At 53.8% G+C, this 20282-nt stretch carries 13 protein-coding genes and 3 pseudogenes; 4 read left to right on the forward strand and 12 right to left on the reverse strand.

Translation table 11 applies throughout. From position 1 onward, the window contains the following. Nucleotides 1-78 precede the first annotated feature (78 nt). On the forward strand, nt 79-2292 hold the full coding sequence (locus ACNAU7_RS06970; RefSeq protein WP_416301743.1) for a RelA/SpoT family protein: 2214 nt from the start codon (nt 79-81) through the stop codon (nt 2290-2292). 73 nt (nt 2293-2365) lie between these two features. Here the strand turns inward: ACNAU7_RS06970 and ACNAU7_RS06975 are convergent. The 9 genes and pseudogenes from ACNAU7_RS06975 to dusB form a co-directional block, all read right to left on the reverse strand. Continuing rightward, nucleotides 2366-2903 (reverse strand): annotated as a pseudogene (locus ACNAU7_RS06975) (suppressor of fused domain protein). A gap of 80 nt (nt 2904-2983) precedes the next feature. After that, nucleotides 2984-3094: pseudogene (locus tag ACNAU7_RS06980) on the reverse strand (suppressor of fused domain protein); the annotation flags it as partial. Beyond that, nucleotides 3051-3221 (reverse strand): hypothetical protein, encoded by a 171-nt coding sequence (locus tag ACNAU7_RS06985; RefSeq protein WP_416301782.1) that lies wholly within the window; start codon nt 3219-3221, stop codon nt 3051-3053. The gene ACNAU7_RS06985 and the pseudogene ACNAU7_RS06980, both read right to left, overlap by 44 nt. 22 nt (nt 3222-3243) lie before the next feature. Next, complete coding sequence (gene pepN, locus ACNAU7_RS06990; protein WP_416301744.1) at nt 3244-5847, reverse strand: aminopeptidase N; 2604 nt, start codon at nt 5845-5847, stop codon at nt 3244-3246. 131 nt (nt 5848-5978) lie between these two features. Next, nucleotides 5979-6773 (reverse strand): 3'-5' exonuclease, encoded by a 795-nt coding sequence (locus tag ACNAU7_RS06995; protein ID WP_416301745.1) that lies wholly within the window; start codon nt 6771-6773, stop codon nt 5979-5981. A gap of 729 nt (nt 6774-7502) precedes the next feature. Then, nucleotides 7503-8390: a lipid A biosynthesis lauroyl acyltransferase gene (locus tag ACNAU7_RS07000; protein WP_416301779.1), complete on the reverse strand. Its 888-nt coding sequence runs from the start codon at nt 8388-8390 to the stop codon at nt 7503-7505. Between the two features lie 50 nt (nt 8391-8440). Then, nucleotides 8441-8977: a crossover junction endodeoxyribonuclease RuvC gene (gene ruvC / locus ACNAU7_RS07005; RefSeq protein ID WP_416301746.1), complete on the reverse strand. Its 537-nt coding sequence runs from the start codon at nt 8975-8977 to the stop codon at nt 8441-8443. A gap of 2 nt (nt 8978-8979) precedes the next feature. After that, nucleotides 8980-9219, reverse strand: a complete 240-nt coding sequence (locus tag ACNAU7_RS07010) for a Fis family transcriptional regulator (RefSeq protein WP_002213092.1) — start codon at nt 9217-9219, stop codon at nt 8980-8982. Nucleotides 9220-9248: 29 nt separating this feature from the next. After that, nucleotides 9249-10259 carry a tRNA dihydrouridine synthase DusB gene (gene dusB, locus ACNAU7_RS07015; RefSeq protein ID WP_416301780.1) on the reverse strand — a complete coding sequence of 337 codons (1011 nt, stop codon included), beginning with the start codon at nt 10257-10259 and terminating at the stop codon, nt 9249-9251. Between the two features lie 367 nt (nt 10260-10626). Here dusB and ACNAU7_RS07020 point away from each other — a divergent pair, with 367 nt between their 5' ends. Further along, nucleotides 10627-12000, forward strand: a complete 1374-nt coding sequence (locus tag ACNAU7_RS07020; protein ID WP_416301747.1) for a DEAD/DEAH box helicase — start codon at nt 10627-10629, stop codon at nt 11998-12000. 178 nt (nt 12001-12178) lie between these two features. Further along, entirely contained in the window at nt 12179-13417 is a 1239-nt protein-coding gene (locus tag ACNAU7_RS07025; protein ID WP_416301748.1) for an FAD-dependent monooxygenase, read from the forward strand. Nucleotides 13418-13493: 76 nt separating this feature from the next. On the opposite strand, the gene lysS is transcribed toward ACNAU7_RS07025, so the two are convergent. Both lysS and ACNAU7_RS07035 read right to left on the reverse strand, forming a co-directional pair. Beyond that, nucleotides 13494-15005: a lysine--tRNA ligase gene (gene lysS, locus ACNAU7_RS07030; protein WP_416301749.1), complete on the reverse strand. Its 1512-nt coding sequence runs from the start codon at nt 15003-15005 to the stop codon at nt 13494-13496. Between the two features lie 154 nt (nt 15006-15159). Further along, nucleotides 15160-16412, reverse strand: a pseudogene (locus ACNAU7_RS07035) (NRAMP family divalent metal transporter). A 316-nt stretch (nt 16413-16728) separates the two neighbouring features. Here ACNAU7_RS07035 and ACNAU7_RS07040 point away from each other — a divergent pair. After that, nucleotides 16729-18525: an aminopeptidase P family protein gene (locus tag ACNAU7_RS07040; protein ID WP_416301750.1), complete on the forward strand. Its 1797-nt coding sequence runs from the start codon at nt 16729-16731 to the stop codon at nt 18523-18525. Between the two features lie 362 nt (nt 18526-18887). Here ACNAU7_RS07040 and pntB read toward each other — a convergent pair whose 3' ends face one another. After that, on the reverse strand, nt 18888-20273 hold the full coding sequence (gene pntB, locus ACNAU7_RS07045) for a Re/Si-specific NAD(P)(+) transhydrogenase subunit beta (protein ID WP_416301751.1): 1386 nt from the start codon (nt 20271-20273) through the stop codon (nt 18888-18890). Between the last annotated feature and the right edge of the window lie 9 nt (nt 20274-20282).

Genomic DNA, 20282 nt, shown 5'->3' on the forward strand with positions numbered 1-20282 from the left:
TTTATCTTCCCGCCTATGCACCGTAAATAAATAAGCTGTTACAATAAACTCGTTTCTATCGGAACGGAAAGACCCATTATGACCGCCATCAGCCCGATTCAAGACACGCAAAGCGCAACTCCGCAAGAATTGCGCGAATGGTTCGACAGCTACTGTGCCGCGCTGCCGGACAACGATAAAAAACTTGTCTTCGCCGCCCGTTCGCTGGCGGAAGAACATTACCCCGCCGATGCCGCCACGCCGTATGGCGAGCCGCTGCCCGACCACTTCCTCGGCGCGGCGCAGATGGTCGACGAACTCGACCTGCTCCCCGATGCCGTCGCCGCAACGCTGCTTGCCGACATCGGACGCTACGTCCCCGACTGGAACCTATTGGTTTCCGAACGTTGCAACAGTACCGTCGCCGAGCTGGTCAAAGGTGTGGACGAAGTGCAGAAACTCACCCACTTCGCCCGGGTGGACAGCCTCGCCACGCCGGAAGAACGCGCCCAGCAGGCAGAAACTATGCGGAAAATGCTGCTGGCGATGGTTACCGACATCCGCGTCGTGTTAATCAAACTGGCGATGCGTACGCGCACCCTGCAATTTTTAAGCAACGCCCCCGACAGCCCCGAAAAACGCGCCGTCGCCAAAGAGACCCTCGACATCTTCGCCCCGCTCGCCAACCGTTTGGGCGTGTGGCAGCTCAAATGGCAGCTCGAAGATTTGGGCTTCCGCCATCAAGAACCCGAAAAATACCGCGAAATTGCCCTGCTTTTGGACGAAAAACGTACCGAACGCCTCGAATACATCGAAAACTTCCTTAATATCCTGCGTACGGAACTCAAAAAATACAATATCCACTTTGAAGTCGCCGGCCGTCCGAAACACATCTACTCCATTTACAAAAAAATGGTGAAGAAAAAACTCAGCTTCGACGGTCTGTTCGACATCCGCGCCGTGCGGATTCTGGTCGATACCGTCCCCGAGTGTTACACCACGCTGGGCATCGTCCACAGCCTCTGGCAGCCCATCCCCGGCGAGTTCGACGACTACATCGCCAACCCCAAGGGCAACGGCTATAAGAGTTTGCACACCGTCATCGTCGGCCCGGAAGACAAAGGCGTGGAGGTGCAAATCCGCACCTTCGATATGCACCAATTCAACGAATTCGGTGTCGCCGCCCACTGGCGTTACAAAGAGGGCGGCAAAGGCGATTCAGCCTACGAACAGAAAATCGCCTGGTTGCGCCAACTCTTGGACTGGCGCGAAAACATGGCGGAAAGCGGCAAGGAAGACCTCGCCGCCGCCTTCAAAACCGAGCTGTTCAACGACACGATTTATGTTTTGACCCCGCACGGCAAAGTCCTCTCCCTGCCCACGGGCGCGACCCCCATCGACTTCGCCTACGCCCTGCACAGCAGCATTGGCGACCGTTGCCGCGGCGCGAAAGTCGAAGGGCAAATCGTGCCGCTGTCCACCCAGCTTGAAAACGGACAGCGCGTCGAAATCATTACCGCCAAAGAAGGGCATCCTTCCGTCAACTGGCTTTACGAAGGCTGGGTCAAATCCAGCAAGGCAATCAGCAAAATCCGCGCCTACATCCGCCAGCAAAACGCCGACACCGTGCGCGAAGAAGGCCGCGTCCAACTCGACAAACAACTTGCCAAACTCACACCCAAACCCAACCTGCAAGAGCTTGCCGAAAACCTCGGCTACAAAAAACTCGACGACCTCTACACCGCCGTCGGACAAGGCGAAATTTCCAACCGCGCCATCCAAAAAGCCTGTGGCACGCTGAACGAACCGCCGCCCGTACCCGTCAGCGAAACCACCATCGTCAAACAGTCCAAAATCAAAAAAGGCGGCAAAAACGGCGTGCTCATCGACGGCGAAGACGGTTTGATGACCACGCTTGCCAAATGCTGCAAACCCGCGCCACCCGACGATATTGTCGGCTTCGTTACCCGCGAACGCGGCATTTCGGTACACCGCAAAACCTGCCCCTCTTTCCGACACCTCGCCGAACACGCGCCCGAAAAAGTGCTGGACGCAAGTTGGGCGGCGTTGCAGGAAGGACAAGTGTTCGCCGTCGATATCGAAATCCGCGCCCAAGACCGCGCGGGGCTTTTGCGCGACGTATCCGATGCGCTCGCCCGCCACAAACTCAACGTTACCGCCGTGCAAACCCAGTCCCGCGACTTGGAAGCCAGCATGAGGTTCACGCTCGAAGTCAAACAAGTCAACGACCTCCCGCGCGTCCTTACCAGCCTTGGCGACGTCAAAGGCGTATTGAGCGTTACTCGGCTTTAAATACAAAAATGCCGTCTGAAAGCCGGATACCGCTTCAGACGGCATTTTGATTGCCGGTTTTTTATCCGGCCTGTCAGACAGTACTCGCACGATTTATATCTAAATAATCAATACCCGCTTCATCGAATTTCGTTTCCAATTCTTCTACCGAATGAGTATCTAGAAAAAGCCTCTCTTGACGGGTAATCGGCAATAACCAGAAAAATCGGACATTATCCATATATTCCAACTCTTGCCCATAAGGATAAGGCAGAGAAATCAGAAAATGCCAGAAGGATGATTGTCCAACCCACGGTCTGCCGATATTGACAATTTTCCCTAATTGAAATCGATCGGGATAATGCATACTTGCCGATGCCAGCATCGCCAAGGTCTCAATATGTTCGGGCGTTTCAAACGGGCTGACGATAAAAAAACTCCTGTCCTGAAAATAGCCCTATCCCAGAGCTGACATAAACCCAAGGCTCATCTTCATGATTAGGAATCACTTGGAAAACTTGGAAATCGGGAAGTTCTTCGACAATCCTCCCTAAAGCCCAAGTAAATCCTTTAATTTCATGATGTTTCCAAAAATTTTGCAAATGAGATAAAACAGTTTGGTTGTAGTCCATGCTTTTTAGCCTGTTTTCAAAGGTCGCCTGAAACCTGAAACAAGGTTTTTCAGACGGCATTGACCGTTTGAAGAAGGTATTTACCAAGCAAACGGTTTCCGATTCATATCCGAAAGGTTGTCAACTTCATTATCCAGCAAGAACCGTTCAAAAGCATTCCAACCTTTTTTTTCCACCAATTCTGCTTCCTGTATCTTGATGATGATGCCAAGTGTAATCCGGTATTTCAGATGTTCCTTTGCCGTCAAACGCTCTTTTAGTTACCTGCTTTGTATCAATAATGCCGTCTGAAAAGCGGAACGAGCTTTCAGACGGCATTATTTTTTTCTGTTTGACGGCCTCAATCCAAAATCTTGCCGACGATTTCGCCCACGTCTTTCGACAATCCTTCCTGCGCCCGAATGCGCTGCAATTCTTGTTTCACCAAGTTTTTGCGGTGCGGCTCGAGCTTGTTGCAGAGGTTGAACGCCTGCACTAAGCGGGCGGCGACCTGCGGGTTGAAGCGGTCGATTTCGATGACTTTGTCGGCGATGAAGCGGTAGCCGCTGCCGTCTTCTGCGTGGAAATGCGGGACGTTGCGGCTGAAGCTGCCGATAAGCGAGCGGGCTTTGTTGGGGTTTTCAAGACTGAATTTCGGATGCTGCAAGGCGGTTTGAACCTGTTGCAGGGCGTCGCTGCGGCGGCTTGAGCCGACGAGGGTGAAATATTTGTCCATCACCAGCGCGTCGTCTGAAAACTTGTCGGCAAACTGCGCCAGCAGGCGGTTGCGCGTATCGCTTTCGTTGCCGTTGACGGCGGACAGGATGCCCCATTCGTGGGTCATGTTTTGCGCCATTTCGCCGTATTTTTCGGCAACGGTTTCGATGTGCGCGGGGTCGGCGCGCAGAACGAAGGTGCGGCAGACATTGCGCAGCGTGCGCCAACCGGCGGCTTCGGGGCTGTATCCGTAGCTTTGGTTTTCCTGCTTCGCCGCCTGACGGTTCAATTCGTGCCATTTCTGCAGGAAGTGGACGGCAAGTGTATCCAACAAGGCTTCGCGCGCCTGATGGTAGCGCAACGGGTCGATGTTTTCCGTGCCGTCCCACAGTTCGGCTTCAGACGGAACGCCCAAAAGCAGGGCTTTGAAGGCGTTGTCCAAGAGGTCGTCTGAAATGACTTTTTCGACGGCGGCAAGCAGTTTTTCGTGTTTCGGCAACCCGATGCCGTCTGAAAGCGCGGCAAGGTTGGTGGCGACGGCGCGGCGGTAGAGCGTTTGGGCGGCTTCCCAGCGCGTGAAGGCGTCGCTGTCGTGGGCGAGCAGGAGCAGCAGGTCGTCGTCGCTGTACGGATAGTTCAGATGTACCGGCGCGCTGAACCCGCGCAGCAGTGAGGGAACGACGGCTTCGGTTACGCCTTCGAGCGGGAAGGTCTGTTCGGCTTCGGTCAGCAGCAATACGGCTTCGGTTGCGCGTTTGCCCTGATAATCGAATGCCACCGCTTCGCCGTTGCGGTTCAGCAGCCCGACTTTGACGGGAATCATCATCGGCTGCTTGTCCGCCATATCAGGCGTGGGCGGCACGGTTTGTTTGATGGTTAACTCGAAAATATTATTTTTCAGACGACCTTCCGCTTCCAAAACGGGCGTGCCCGCCTGGCTGTACCACAAGGCGAACTGGTCGAGATTGATGCCGTTCGCGTCCGCCATCGCCGCGCGGAAATCGTCGCAGGTCACTGCCTGCCCGTCGTGGCGTTGGAAATAGAGCTTCATGCCTTTCTGGAAGCCCTCTTCGCCGAGCAGGGTGTGATACATCCGCACCACTTCCGCGCCTTTTTCATAAACGGTCATGGTGTAGAAATTGTTCATCTCCTCATAGCTGGAGGGGCGCACCGGATGCGCGGTCGGGCCTGCGTCTTCGGGGAACTGGTGCTGGCGCAAAAGGCGGATGTTTTCGATGCGGCGCACGGCGCGGCTGGCGCGGTCGCCGGAAAATTCTTGGTCGCGGAACACGGTCAGCCCTTCTTTCAGCGAAAGCTGGAACCAGTCGCGGCAGGTTACGCGGTTGCCCGTCCAGTTGTGGAAATATTCGTGTCCGACCACGGATTCGATGCCTTCGAAATCGGTATCGGTGGCGGTGCGGCTGTCGGCAAGGACGAACTTGGTATTAAAAATGTTCAGCCCCTTGTTTTCCATCGCGCCCATATTGAAATCGCCCACGGCGACGACCATGAAAATATCCAAGTCGTATTCCAAACCGAAGCGCGTTTCGTCCCACTTCATCGCGTTTTTCAAGGATTCCACGGCAAAGCCGACCTTGGGCTTGTCCGCCTCGGTGGTGTAAAACTCGATTTTGACGTTTCTGCCGCTCATGGTGGTGAAACGGTCTTCCGTGACCGCCAAGTCGCCCGCGACCAAAGCAAACAGATAACTCGGTTTGGCAAACGGGTCTTCCCATTTCACCCAATGGCGGTCGTCTGAACACTCGCCGCCGTCGATTTTGTTGCCGTTGGAAAGCAAAACGGGATAGCGTTTTTTGTCCGCGACGACGGTGGTCGTGAACTTGGACATCACATCAGGACGGTCGATGTAAAACGTGATTTTGCGGAAGCCCTCCGGCTCGCACTGGGTAAACAGATTGCCTCCGGAAGCATACAGCCCCATCAGCGATTTGTTTTCCGCCGGCAGGATTTCGGTTTCCACTTCGACGGTGAAGCGTTCGGACGGCACGTCTGCAATCGTCAGCGTTTCGCCTTCCAACACATAATCCGCCGCCGCCCCATTGATTTTGACGGACAAGAGTTTCGCCGAACCGTCCAACACCAGCGGCTCTCCTATCCTCTGTGGCTCGACCGTCAAACGGGATTTCACGACGGTTTGCGGTTCGGCAATATCGAAATGCAGGTCGGTTTCGAGAATGCGGTAGGCAGGCGTTTGGTAATCTTTCAGATAACGGACGGTTTTGCTCATTTTTTTCTTTCAATATTGTTTGGTTTGACTGGAAAAGGCTTCAGACGGCATGGGCGCATCCCGCGTATGCCGTCTGAAGCCGCAACGGCGGCACGGGCGCGCCGCCGGACAACCGGTTTGAATTTCAATCTTTATTCCCACACGCGGACAAACTCTTCCCAATGCGGCTTTTCCCCGACTTGTGCGGACAGGTAATTCCGCATCCGTTTGATTTCCATTTCGTATTCGTCCGCATCCAGCCTGCCGCTGACCAGGCAGAAACGCAGGTACATCAGATAAGTGTTTGCCGCGTCGGTTTCGCAATAATTGCGGATTTCCTTCAGCCTGCCCGTATGGAATGCCTCCCAAACCTTGCTGCCGTCCATACCCAGCTTGCCCGGAAAACCGCACAGTTTCGCCATATCGTCCAGCGGCACGTTTGCCCTCGGCTGATAAAGTGCGAGCAAATCCATCAAATCGCAATGACGTTGGTGGTAACGGCTGATGTAGTTGTTCCACTTGAAATCGCGGCTGTCGCCGAAATCGCCGTCGCCCATATCCCAATAGCGCGCGGCGTTGATGCCGTATATCAGGGAGCGGTAATGCAGTACGGGCAGGTCGAAACCGCCGCCGTTCCAACTGACCAGCTGCGGCGTATGTTTTTCCACCAATTCGAAAAATTTGGCGATAACCACTTCCTCGCCGTCGTCCGCCTCGCCGATTGTGCCGATATGGATTTTGTCCTGCCCCCAACGCATGCAGCACGAAATCGCCACAACCTGATGAAGATGATGCTGCATAAAATCCCCACCCGTCTGAGCACGGCGTTTCTGCTGCGCAAACAGCACCACTTCGTCGTCCGGCAGGGAAGACGGCAGCTCGTACAATGTTCGGATACCCTGCACATCGGGTACGGTTTCAATATCGAAAGCCAAAATCGTATTCATGGCAGTACCTTGCATTCAAAAACAGACTTGCGCCTATTGTGTCATTAAAAGGCCGATAAAAAAAGAGGCAACCCCCCACAGGATTGCCCCAATACCTCAAATCAGAGATTTACGCTTCACAAACAATACAGGCTTCCGCCTGCGGCTTTGCCCGCGTAGCTCAACTCTACGCCGACAAACTTTCGTTTCACCGTTTCCGATGAAACGCCAACCAGTCATAAAACTGACCGGCACATCCTTTCAGACGGCATTTCTTGGCTACGTCTGTAATTTCATGTAGCGAAATGTACGCCATTTTTTACAGTTTGCCAAGCATTTTTTACAAAACGTATATAGAAGCGTTTATTTTATAAAATAGTGAATTTTTTGATTTTTTGGATTAAAATTCTAAAAATTTATTTAAATTGATACTTAATTTCATAATGTCTATATATTTGACAATATATTTCTCAAGCTGGCACCGAATAAAATAGCGGTTATTGAATAATAATTTGTAACATTATGTTTTTAAAGGAAATTAATTTTAATATATTAACCATATCAATAGAATATATTCATTGATTTATCATGTATTCTCCAAATTTTCTTTGAAATCTATTTTTAAAATCAAAAAATATTATTTTTTAGACACTTAAAATAACAGCAATTATTAAATACTTCTGTTTATATAATTCAATTTTTCGCATTTAAAAAAACAATCGCAAAACTCAATTTTCCCTTAATAGTTCATTATGTAGTTTCATGTAATTTGTAAAAATCCTGTACACCTTCCGGACGGGTTTTAAAACGCTTGTGCAGCCAAAAATATTGTTCCGGATGTTCGCGCACCCTGTCTTCGATAAAACGGTTCATGCGTTGCGCGTCGGCCTGCGCATCTTCACTCGGAAAGGATTCCCAAGCAGGGTAGAAATGCAGTGTAACCGTATTGTCTGCCTCGCGGACGGGGATGGCGGGTATCACTTTTGCATTTGCAAGCGCGGCAATGCGGCTCAAGCCGGTAATCGTTGCCGTCTGAATGCCGAAAAAATCCACAAAAACCGAATCGTTGCGTCCGAAATCCTGATCGGGCAGATACAGAAACGGTGCGCTGCTTTTGCGGAACTGTTTGACGAGGGCACGCAGCCCTTCGGTGCGCCCGATGAGGAAAACGTTGTGATAGCGGTTGCGGCCTTTCAAAATCTGTTCGTCCAATATCTTGTTTTTTTGGTGGGAATACATACTGATCAGCGGGACATCCTGATTAAGCGCGTATACCGCCATCTCGAACGCGGTGAAGTGCGGGTACAGGATGATGACTTTTTCCCCCGCCGCCAGCGCGTCGTCCAAATAATGCTTATTGCGGTAGCGCACCAGTGATTTCAGGCGTTTGGCAGGCGCGTACCAATATAAACCGTATTCCAACATCAGTTTCGCCATGTGTTTGAAATGCTGCTTCAATACGGTTTTACGCTTTTCCTCACTCCATTCGGGAAAACATTTTGCCAAATTGATTTCGCCGATACGGCGGCGCGGTTTGACCAGAAGGTAGGCAAGCAAACCCGTCAGGTCGGCAATCTTGTGCAGCAGCGCAAACGGCAGAAACTGCAAAACATACAGTACAAAAAATATAAATTTCATCTCGATACACATTTTCTTTTCAGACGGCAAAATACAAATGCCGTCTGAAACTATTGAAACCTTCCGCGCTTGACCTGCATCCCTGAAGGATTGAGTTTGGACGCAAGCCCATGGTTGCGCAAGGCATGGGTCAAGGCCACCGCTAAACCGTCGGCGGCATCCGCCTGCGGCGTTCCCGAAAGCCCCAGCATCTGCACCACCATATGCTGCACCTGTTCTTTTGCCGCCTTACCTTTGCCGACTACCGCCTGTTTGACCTGCAAGGCCGTGTATTCCGAAACGGGTAAACCATGACTGACCAATGCCGCCAATGCCGCGCCCCGCGCCTGACCGAGCATCAGCGTCGATGCAGGGTTGACGTTGACGAACACCTGTTCCACCGCCGCCTGCTGCGGCTTGTAAACGGCAACGACTTCGCCGATGTGCCGCACAATCACGGCAATCCTGTCTGCCAGTGCGGCATTGGCGGGCGTTTTGATGCAGCCGGAGGCGACGTAAAAATGATCGCGTCCCCTGACATCGATGACACCGAAACCCGTTACGCGGCTGCCCGGATCGATGCCTAAGATACGGACGGTTGCAGCCATATTCACAGCAAACCGTGTTGAATTAGTTTTTTACGCAAGGTATTGCGGTTCAGTCCCAGCATCACGGATGCTTTGGACTGGTTGCCGCCGCATTGCTCCATCACGCACACCAGCAGCGGCTTTTCCACCTGATGCAATACCATATCGTACACGCCGCAAGGTTCGGTACCGTTCAGGTCTTTGAAATATTGTTCTAAATTTTGTCTGATGCATTGAGAAATATCGGGAAGGGTATGGGGCATGATTGCACCTTCAAAGGATAATCAAGTGTTCAGAAGGCATTTGGGCGGTAGGCGCACGCCCAACTGTCGGTTTTTTCAGCAAGTCTTTCAAGATAACCTGCAAGCATGTCGTATTGCGCCGCCGCACTGTCCAAGCAGTTGATGTCGCGGCGCGCCTGTTCGCCGTCGGGCATTTCGTCGATGTACCAACCTATGTGTTTGCGTGCAATGCGCACACCGGCGGTCTCACCATAAAACGCGTGCATGGCGCGGATGTGGTTCAAAATAGTGGCGGTGCATTCTGCCAAACTCAAGGCAGGCGGTAAAACACCGTGTTCGGCATAATGTTTCAAATCGCGGAAGAACCACGGCCTGCCTTGCGCACCGCGCCCTATCATGATGCCGTCTGCGGCGGTTTGTTTAAGGACAGCTTGGGCTTTTTGCGGCGAAGTAATGTCGCCGTTGACCCAGACCGGGATGTTCAGACGGCATTTGGTTTCGGCAATCAGGTCGTAAGCCGCTTCGCCTTTGTACATTTGCGTGCGAGTGCGTCCGTGGACGGCAAGGGCGGCAATGCCGCAATCTTCGGCGATGCGGGCGACGGCAGGCAGGTTTTTGTGGTCGTCGTGCCAGCCCAAACGGGTTTTGAGGGTAACGGGAACGTCCACCGCACGGACGACGGCTTCGAGAATGGCGGCAACCAGCGGCTCGTTCTGCATCAGCGCGCTACCGGCTTGGACATTGCAGACTTTTTTAGCGGGACAGCCCATGTTGATGTCGATAACCTGCGCCCCAAGGCTGACGTTGTAACGCGCGGCATCCGCCATCTGCTGCGGATCACTGCCGGCAATCTGCACGGCAACGATGCCGCCTTCATCGGTAAAATCACTGCGGTGCAGGGTCTTTTTGGTATTTCTAAGCGTCGGGTCGCTGGTCAGCATTTCGCACACCGCCCAACCTGCGCCAAAATCTCGGCAAAGTCGGCGGAACGGTTTGTCGGTAATGCCCGCCATCGGCGCAAGTGCGATGGGGTTGTCGATAAAATAGCCGCCGATGTGCATAATGGGCCCGCGTTTCAAAAAAGTACGCCATTGTACATTTTTTAAGCAGGATTTCCAATCTCCGGACGCGCCCGCGATTGGGGCAGGCACCGTTTTATGGCATAATCCGCACACAGATTCCCTGCCCCGCCACTCACAGGAGGGCAGTTTATAGTGGATTAACAAAAACCAGTACGGCGTTGCCTCGCCTTAGCTCAAAGAGAACGATTCTCTAAGGTGCTCAAGCACCAAGTGAATCGGTTCCGTACTATCTGTACTGTCTGCGGCTTCGTCGCCTTGTCCTGATTTTTGTTAATCCACTATACTTTCCCCATCCTATCAGTTTCCCGTTTCAGACGGCATAAGGTCTGAAAGAAAGACTACAATCATGAGTAATCCATTTTCCTCTTTAGGTTTGGGTACGGAACTCGTTTCCGCACTGACCGCGCAAGGTTACGAAAACCCGACGCCCATCCAAGCCGCCGCCATTCCCAAAGCACTCGCCGGTCATGATTTACTAGCCGCCGCGCAAACCGGCACGGGCAAAACCGCCGCCTTTATGCTGCCCTCGCTCGAACGCCTCAAACGTTACGCCACCGCCAGCACCTCGCCCGCGATGCACCCCGTGCGTATGCTCGTCCTCACCCCCACGCGCGAACTTGCCGACCAAATCGACCAAAACGTGCAGGGCTACATTAAAAATCTGCCGCTGCGGCATACCGTCTTGTTCGGCGGCATGAATATGGACAAACAAACCGCCGACCTGCGCGCCGGCTGCGAAATCGTCGTCGCCACCGTCGGACGGCTGCTCGACCACGTGAAACAGAAAAACATCCATTTGAACAAAGTCGAAATCGTCGTTTTGGACGAAGCCGACCGTATGCTGGATATGGGTTTTATCGACGACATCCGCAAAATCATGCAGATGCTGCCCCGCCAACGCCAAACCCTGCTCTTTTCCGCCACCTTCTCCGCCCCGATACGCAAACTGGCGCAAGACTTCATGAATGCGCCCGAAACCGTCGAGGTTGCCGCACAAAACACCACCAACGCCAACGTCGAACAACACATCATCGCGGTCGATACCTTCCAAAAGCGCAACCTGCTCGAACGGCTGATTGTCGATTTGCATATGAACCAGGTTATCGTCTTTTGCAAAACCAAACAAAGCGTCGACCGCGTAACGCGCGAACTGGTGCGCCGCAACCTGTCCGCACAGGCGATACACGGCGACCGTTCCCAACAAAGCCGGCTCGAAACACTCAACGCCTTCAAAGACGGCAGCCTGCGCGTCCTCGTCGCCACCGACATCGCCGCGCGTGGGCTGGATATTGCCGAACTGCCCTTCGTCATCAATTACGAAATGCCCGCCCAGCCCGAAGACTACGTCCACCGTATCGGGCGTACGGGGCGCGCGGGCGCGGACGGCGTGGCGATTTCCCTGATGGACGAATCCGAACAGAAAATGTTTGAAGCCATTAAAGAACTGACCGGCAACAAGCTGCTCATCGAACGCATCGAAGGCTTCGAGCCGCAATGGTGGGAACAGGGCGGCGCAAAACCGGAAAAAACCGAAACAAGTGAACCGAGACAACGCAACCGCTACGAATCCGCCAAGGCGCAGCGCGAAAAAAACACCCGGCCGGAAAATGCGGCAAACGATGCGGGCGCGGCTTGCGGAAAAATTGCCGGACGCAGCCGCCGAAGCCGCCGGGAACACCGGACGTGCGCCCTGCTCCAACCGCGTTACGGCGTAAAATAGCCCTGAAAATCAAATGCCGTCTGAACATTTCCGTTTCAGACGGCATTTTTCAAACCGGACTGACGCATCGGGAGCAACCGCCCGCACCGGATAAATTTCTTCCACAAACAGTTTCAGACGGCATTTGCCGCCTGTACAATATTATTTCCTTTTCCACTCAAACCATCAGGATTTCCCAATGTCCACCCAATTCGATGTCGCCGTAATCGGCGCAGGTCCGGCAGGCTCGGTCGCATCCGCCCTGCTCCGCAAAAAAGGTTATCAAGTCTGCGTATTGGAAAAACAGCACTTTCCGCGCTTCGTCATCGGCGAAAGCCTGCTGCCGCACTGTATGGAAATGCTGGAAGAAGCCGGATTTGCCGATGCCGTGCGCGCCGAGCCCGGCTTTCAGTTGAAAAACGGCGCGGCGTTTTCGTGGGGCAGCCGCTATACGGAATTTGATTTTACCGATAAATTTTCAGACGGCCCCGGCACGACTTATCAAGTGCGCCGCGCCGTGTTCGACAAAATCCTAATTAACGAAGCCGCCAAACAAGACGTTGAAGTACGTTTCGGGCACGGCGTAACCGCGTTCGACAACAGCGGCGATTTTGCCCGCTTGAACATCGAAACCGACACCGGCGAGAGCTATGAACTGACCGCGAAATTCGTCTTGGACGCAAGCGGTTACGGACGCGTGCTGCCGCGCCTGCTGGATTTGGAAACGCCCTCGCACCTGCCGCCGCGCCAAGCGCATTTCACGCACATCGACGACAACATCACCAACCCGAAATTCGACCGCAACAAAATCCTGATTACCACCCATCCGCAACACCGCGACGTGTGGATTTGGCTGATTCCCTTCGGCGACAACCGCTGTTCCGTCGGCGTGGTCGGCACGCCCGACAAACTTGTCGGCGAATCGGAAACGGTGTTGAAAAAATTTGTTTACGAATGCCCGATGCTGAACGAAATTCTGGACAAAGCCGTCTGGGAAAACGATTTTCCGTTCCGCTCCATCCAAGGCTATTCCGCCAACGTCAAATCGCTGCACGGCAGGCATTTCGCGCTGTTGGGCAATGCCGCCGAGTTCCTCGATCCCGTGTTCTCGTCGGGCGTAACCATCGCGCTGCACTCCGCCAAACTGGCTGCCGATTTATTGGCGAAGCAGCTTGAAGGCGGTACGGCGGATTGGGATACTGAGTTTGCCGAACCCTTGATGATCGGCGTGGACACATTCCGCACCTATGTGGACGGTTGGTATGATTTCCGCTTCCAAAACGTCGTGTACGCGCCCGACCGCAGCCCGGAAATCAGCCGTATGCTTTCTTCGATTTTGGCAGGCTACGCGTGGGATACCGAAAACCCGTTCGTGGCGAAATCCGAACAACGCCTGACTGCCTTGTCAGAATGGGTCGGTCAGTTGGAAAGCGAATAAATCCGTACCGCCATACAAAATGCCGTCTGAATCCAATCGGGTTCAGACGGCATTTCTATTTCAACTGTTTTTATGATTACTCGGGACGCATCTGCGGAAACAGAATCACATCGCGGATGGTTTGCGAATCGGTCAGCAGCATCACTAAGCGGTCGATGCCGATGCCGCAACCGCCGGTCGGCGGCAAACCGAATTCCATCGCGCGGATGTAGTCGGCATCGTAGTGCATCGCTTCGTCGTCGCCCGCGTCTTTTTGCGCCACTTGCGCTTTGAAGCGTTCGGCTTGGTCTTCGGGGTCGTTCAACTCGGAATAGCCGTTTGCCAGTTCGCGGCCGACAACGAAAAGCTCGAAGCGTTCGGTCAGACCTTGTTTGGTATCGGAAGCGCGTGCCAACGGGGAAACTTCGACCGGGTAATCGACAATAAAGGTCGGGTTCCACAGCTTGCCCTCGGCGCAACCTTCAAACAGGGCAAGTTGCAGGCTGCCGATGCCCGGGGACGGCGGCAGGCTTTCGCCGTGTTTGACGATTTCTTTTTTCAGCCATTCCGCATCGTTCAACTGCTCGTCGGTGTAGTGCGGATTGTGTTTTTTGATGGCTTCGAGGATGGTCAGACGCTCGAACGGGCTTTCCAAATCGACTTCTTTGCCGTTGTAAGTGATGTTCGCCGTACCGTTTACCGTGCGCGATGCGTTGCGGATGATGTCTTCCGCCATCTGCATCATGCGTTCGTAGTCGGAAAAGGCTTCGTAGAATTCAATCATGGTGAATTCGGGATTGTGGCGCACGGACATGCCTTCGTTGCGGAAGCTACGGTTGATTTCAAACACGCGTTCCAAGCCGCCGACCACCAAGCGTTTCAGATACAGCTCGGGGGCGATTCGCAAATAAAGCGGAATATCTAAGGCATTGTGATGGGTAACGAAGGGTTTTGCCGTCGCGCCGCCGGGAATCGGGTGCATCATCGGGGTTTCGACTTCGAGATAATGCTCGCCCACCATAAAATTACGCACGGATTGGATGATTTGGCTGCGTTTGATGAAGGTATTGCGCGATTCTTCGTTGGCAATCAAATCGACATAGCGTTGGCGGTATTTGGTTTCCTGATCGCTCAAGCCTTTGTGTTTGTCCGGCAGCGGACGCAAGGATTTGGACAACAGGCGGATGTCGGACACGCGCACGGTCAATTCGCCGTGGTTGGTTTTGAACAAAGTACCTTCCGCGCCGACGATATCGCCCAAATCCCAATGGTTGAAATCGTCCAAAACTTCCTGACTCACGCCTTTGTTGTTCAGATAAAGCTGGATTTGACCGGTAACGTCTTGAATGGTGGCGAAGCTGGCTTTGCCCATTTGACGCTTCAGCATCATGCGGCCGGCCACTTTGACGGGAACGGCCTGCGGGTCGAGTTCTTCTTTGCCGATTTCGCCGTATTGGGCGTGCAAATCGGCGGCAAAGCTGTCGCGTTTGAAATCGTTAGGGTAGGCGTTGCGCTGTTGGCGGATGTTGTGCAGTTTTTCACGGCGCAGGGCGATGATTTGGTTTTCGTCCAACTGCGGCTCGATTTGCGGATTATTTTGTTCGCTCATGGTATTTTCCGAAAAAATAAATCAGGCGCAGTCTGTTTCAGACGACCTGATTGAATCACAAAATTTGCGCATATTTTACGCGATGTCGGTGTTTTTTTCTAGGAAAGGGCAATGCCGTCTGAAAATATTACAGACGGCATTCAGATTTTGAAACCTATGCCAAAAGTCCGCTAAGGTTCAACAGGAACAAAACGGCAAATCCGGTCAGGTAGAGCAAGCCGACAATGGCAAGAAAATTCATACCGGCGGTAAGCTTGTGCCGTTTGTCTCCTTTGACCAGGCGGTAGTTGAGCCAGGCGAACACGGGGGCGGACACAAAGGCGGCAATCATGGCAAATTTGAGCAGATTCGCCATTACGCCGTCAAACCAGAAAATCACCGCCAAACCGCTGCCTGCAACCCAAATATTCCAGGCAAAGAGCTCGGCGTTGCCGGTTTTCTCACTGCCGCGCAGCAGGCGCACAGGTTCCGCAATGGCGCGTGCATAACCGTCAACAACGGTAATCGTCGTACCGTACATGCAGGCAAAAGCGATAAACGCCACTAGCGGACGCGACCAGTCGCCGATGGTTACCGCATACATATTGATCAGTTGTCCGATATATTTGCCGCCCGCCATCTGCACTTCTTCACCGTTACCGTATTGCACGTACGCACCCAGGGCAAGGAAGACGACGGCAAGCACGGCACTGGTGATGTAACCGACGTTGAAATCAAAAATCCCGTCATGATAAGAGGAAGGTTGGAGACGCTGTTTCTCCGTAACCCACAAAGAATTGATGGCGGAAATTTCAATCGGCGCAGGCATCCAGCCCATCAGCGCGATCAGGAAGCCCAAACCGGCAAGCGTCCACGGTGTCGGCTCGATAAAATCGGGTTTCATCTGCATACCGCGCGACATGGCGATACCGGCGGCGGCAACCGTGGCAACCGTCAGGCTGACGATGATGATTTTGGAAACATTGTCCAAAGCCTTGTAGCGTCCGCTCGCCAGGATAATCAGGCAGGAAGCCATAATCAGCGCGGAGATTGCGCCGATACCCAGTGTCAGCGAGGGAATCGCCATTTTGATGATGGCGGCGGTTACAATGGCAACCGCACCCGCGTTAATCGTCGCGGCAGCAATACACAAAATCAAAAAGACCCACAGGTAGATGCGGCTTTTCTCCGCATAACCTTCAATCAGGCTTTTACCCGTATCCAGCGTGTAATGCGCGCTGAAACGGAAAACGGGTATTTGAAGAGGTTGGTCAGGACGATAATCAATGCGAGCTGCCAGCCGTAAAGCGCACCTGCCTGCGTGGAGGCAATCAGGTGCGAACCGCCGACTGCCGCCGATGCCATCATAATACCCGGACCCAATGCGTTGATTTTACTTTTCCAAGTCGAAATATGTTGTTCGGACATGATTTTTCCGTATTGCTGATATAAAAATGTGTATTTTAACGTAATCTAAATACACGCCAAACCGACTTATTGAAACTTTACACCCTAATATTCCTGATTTTTCCCAATTATTTTCAGAAAAACATGCAATATGGCATTTTATGCCTGAAAGTTTACAACAAATAGCCTTGCATCGCTTTTTACCGTACAAAATATACTTTCAAATTCCCAAACGCGTTTTGCAGTCGGCAAACGATTTGATAAGATGGTTACGTTTCCCCAGCCGGTACGCCGCCATGCCGTCTGAAACCTTACACTTTCTCTGGAGAATCCGTTCATGAATACCGTATCGAATTACTTGTCCGCATTGCGTGAAGCCATGAAGGCGCAAGGCTTGGACGCACTCGTCATCCCTTCCGCCGACCCCCACCTGTCCGAATACCTGCCCGAGCATTGGCAGGCGCGGCGCGAATTGTCAGGCTTTACCGGCTCAGTCGGCACATTCGTCGTTACCGCCGACGAAGCGGGCGTGTGGGTGGACAGCCGCTATTGGGAACAAGCCGCCAAACAGCTTTCCGGCAGCGGCATTGTGCTGCAAAAAAGCGGTCAAGTGCCGCCGTACAACGAATGGCTCGCGGCAAGCCTGCCCGAAAACGCCGCCGTCGGCATCCCTTCCGATATGGTCTCGCTCACCGGCAAACGTACTTTGGCGCAATCACTCGCCGCCAAAAACATCCGCATCGAACACCCCGACGATCTGCTTGACCGCGTATGGAGCAGCCGCCCAACCATCCCTGCCGAAACCGTGTTCATCCACGACCCCGACTATGTTTCTGAAACCGCCGCCGAGAAACTCGCCCGCGTGCGCGTAGTTATGGCGGAAAAAGGCGCGGATTACCACTTGGTTTCCTCGCTTGACGACATCGCTTGGCTGACCAACCTGCGCGGCAGCGACGTGCCTTTCAACCCTGTGTTCGTGTCCTTCCTGCTGATCGGCAAAGACAACGCCGTCCTGTTTACCGAACAATGCCGTCTGAACGCCGAAGCCGCCGCCGCGCTGCAAACCGCAGGCATCACGGTTGAGCCTTACGCCCAAGTTGCCGACAAACTCGCGCAAATCGGTGGCGCACTGCTTATCGAACCGAACAAAACCGCCGTCAGTACGCTCGTGCGCCTGCCCGAAAGCGTGCGCCTGATTGAAGGCATCAATCCGTCCACCTTCTTCAAATCCGTCAAATCCGAAGCCGACATCGCCCGCATCCGCGAAGCGATGGAACACGACGGCGCGGCGTTGTGCGGTTTCTTCGCCGAGTTTGAAGACATCATCGACAACGGCGGCAGCCTGACCGAAATCGACGTGGACACCATGCTTTACCGCCACCGCAGCGTGCGACCGGGCTTCATTTCATTGAGTTTCGACACCATCGCAGGCTTCAACGCCAACGGCGCCCTGCCGCATTACAGCGCAACACCCGAAAGCTACAGCACCATCAGCGGCAACGGGCTGCTGCTCATCGACTCCGGCGCGCAATACAAAGGCGGCACGACCGACATCACTCGCGTCGTCCCCGTCGGCACGCCCACCGCCGAACAAAAACGCGACAACACCCTCGTTCTCAAAGCCCATATCGCGCTTGCCGAAGCCGTGTTCCCCGAAAACATCCCCTCGCCGCTGATTGACGCGATTTGCCGCAAACCCCTGTGGCAGGCGCAATGCGACTACGGCCACGGCACAGGCCACGGCGTAGGCTATTTTCTCAACGTCCACGAAGGCCCGCAGCGCATCGCCTTCGCCGCCCCCGCCACGCCCGAAACCGCGATGAAAAAAGGCATGGTTACCTCCATCGAACCCGGACTCTACCGCCCGGGAAAATGGGGCATCCGCATTGAAAACCTCGCCGCCAACCAAGCCGTCGCCGACCCGCAGGAAACCGAGTTCGGCAGCTTCCTCTGTTTTGAAACCCTGACCCTCTGTCCCATCGACACCCGCCTGATGGACACCGCCCTCATGACCGACGGCGAAATCGACTGGGTCAACCGCTACCACGCCGAAGTCCGCCGCCGCCTCGAGCCGCTGACCGAAGGCGCGGCAAAAGCGTGGCTGATCAAACGCACCGAACCGCTGGCGCGTTAAACAGCCCGATACAAAAAATGCCGTCTGAATCGGACTGACCTAAAAACTTGAGCAGTTCGATCAAACGGCTTTCAAGGGCTGTTTCCTGTCCGGGACAGAATCAGCCCTTTCAATTTCAAGCTGTTCCGCTCGTGGTTGTCATAGCGGATATATTCGTGCAATGCCGCCCATCCGGCAAAAGTACTGCTTCCTCTACACCCAACCTTGTTGAAAAAGTGTGGGCGAATGTCAAAAAACATCGGCGGATTTGGATTTGTTTGAATGCTTGCCGTAAAAAACTGCACCCTGCAAGTCGGAAATAGTGTCCGACTTGCAGGGTGCAGTTTAAACATCGGATTTCAGACGGCATTGCGCCATGCGGATTATTTTTTCAGTTCGGACAGAATGTCATCCACGGTTTTCTTCGCATCTCCGAAACACATCACGCTGTTTTCGTTGAAGAACAGCGGGTTTTGTACACCTGCGTAGCCGGTGTTCATCGAGCGTTTGAAGACGACGACTTCTTTTGCCTTCCACACTTCCAACACGGGCATACCCGCAATCGGGCTGTTCGGGTCGGTTTGGGCGGCAGGGTTGACGGTATCGTTCGCACCAATCACCAAGACCACATCGGTTTCGGGGAAGTCGTCGTTGATTTCGTCCATTTCCAAAACGATGTCGTAGGGGACTTTGGCTTCGGCAAGCAGTACGTTCATATGACCGGGCAGGCGGCCGGCAACGGGGTGGATGCCGAAGCGTACTTCGGTGCCGTTTTTACGTAAAAGCTCGGTGATTTCGGCAACGGGGTATTGCGCCTGTGCGACTGCCATGCCGTAGCCCGGGGTGATAATGACACTGTTTGCGCCTTTCAGCATTTCGGCAACATCGGCAGCTTTGACTTCGCGGTATTCGCCGACTTCTTGACCGGCAGAAGATGCCGCGCTGCTGTCGCTGCCGAAACCGCCGGCAATTACCGAGACAAACGAGCGGTTCATGGCTTTGCACATAATGTAGGACAGAATTGCGCCGCTTGAGCCGACCAGCGCGCCGGTAACGATGAGCAGGTCGTTGGAGAGCATAAAGCCTGCCGCTGCGGCAGCCCAGCCGGAGTAGGAGTTGAGCATAGATACGACCACGGGCATATCCGCGCCGCCGATGGAGGCAACCAAGTGCCAGCCGAATGCGAGGGCGATCAGAGTCATTATCAGCAGGATGAAGCCGCTGCCGTCAATGCCGACAAATACGAGCAGCAGTACAAACGATACGGCGAGCGCCAGCGCGTTGAGCTTGTGTTTGGCGGGCAGTTGCAGCGGGCTGCTGCTGATTTTGCCGTTGAGCTTGCCGAATGCGACCAGCGAGCCGGTAAAGGTTACCGCGCCGATGAAAATGCCCAAATAGACTTCGATCAGATGGATGGTGTGCATATCGTGTGCGACGTTGCCCGGCGCGATATAGCTGTTGAAGCCGACCAAAACCGCCGCCAAGCCCACGAAGCTGTGCAAGAGCGCAATCAGTTCGGGCATTTCGGTCATTTCTACTTTTTTGGCTTTGTAGATGCCGATTGCCGCGCCGATGAGCATAGCGATGATAATCCAGCCCAGTCCATGGGTATTGTCGGAAAAGACCGTTACGAAGAGGGCGACCGCCATACCGGCGATACCGGAATAGCAGCCCTGTTTGGCGGTTTCCTGTTTGGACAGCCCCGCCAGTGAGAAGATGAATAAAATTGCGGCAACGATATACGCCGCTGTTACGAGTCCTGAAGACATAGAAATTCT

Origin of the sequence: Neisseria sp. LACPHL-SPEC-2024-00856, assembly GCF_047915665.1 — a bacterium.
Taxonomy (GTDB): Bacteria; Pseudomonadota; Gammaproteobacteria; order Burkholderiales; family Neisseriaceae; genus Neisseria; species Neisseria polysaccharea.

What these genes read in the sequence shown, in the direction of transcription:
- ACNAU7_RS06970 (WP_416301743.1), top strand. Translation starts at nt 79, where the DNA reads ATGACCGCCATCAGCCCGATTCAAGACACGCAAAGCGCAACTCCGCAA.
- ACNAU7_RS06985 (WP_416301782.1), bottom strand. Translation starts at nt 3,221, where the DNA reads ATGCCGTCTGAAAGCTCGTTCCGCTTTTCAGACGGCATTATTGATACA.
- pepN (WP_416301744.1), bottom strand. Translation starts at nt 5,847, where the DNA reads ATGAGCAAAACCGTCCGTTATCTGAAAGATTACCAAACGCCTGCCTAC.
- ACNAU7_RS06995 (WP_416301745.1), bottom strand. Translation starts at nt 6,773, where the DNA reads ATGAATACGATTTTGGCTTTCGATATTGAAACCGTACCCGATGTGCAG.
- ACNAU7_RS07000 (WP_416301779.1), bottom strand. Translation starts at nt 8,390, where the DNA reads ATGAAATTTATATTTTTTGTACTGTATGTTTTGCAGTTTCTGCCGTTT.
- ruvC (WP_416301746.1), bottom strand. Translation starts at nt 8,977, where the DNA reads ATGGCTGCAACCGTCCGTATCTTAGGCATCGATCCGGGCAGCCGCGTA.
- ACNAU7_RS07010 (WP_002213092.1), bottom strand. Translation starts at nt 9,219, where the DNA reads ATGCCCCATACCCTTCCCGATATTTCTCAATGCATCAGACAAAATTTA.
- dusB (WP_416301780.1), bottom strand. Translation starts at nt 10,259, where the DNA reads ATGCACATCGGCGGCTATTTTATCGACAACCCCATCGCACTTGCGCCG.
- ACNAU7_RS07020 (WP_416301747.1), top strand. Translation starts at nt 10,627, where the DNA reads ATGAGTAATCCATTTTCCTCTTTAGGTTTGGGTACGGAACTCGTTTCC.
- ACNAU7_RS07025 (WP_416301748.1), top strand. Translation starts at nt 12,179, where the DNA reads ATGTCCACCCAATTCGATGTCGCCGTAATCGGCGCAGGTCCGGCAGGC.
- lysS (WP_416301749.1), bottom strand. Translation starts at nt 15,005, where the DNA reads ATGAGCGAACAAAATAATCCGCAAATCGAGCCGCAGTTGGACGAAAAC.
- ACNAU7_RS07040 (WP_416301750.1), top strand. Translation starts at nt 16,729, where the DNA reads ATGAATACCGTATCGAATTACTTGTCCGCATTGCGTGAAGCCATGAAG.
- pntB (WP_416301751.1), bottom strand. Translation starts at nt 20,273, where the DNA reads ATGTCTTCAGGACTCGTAACAGCGGCGTATATCGTTGCCGCAATTTTA.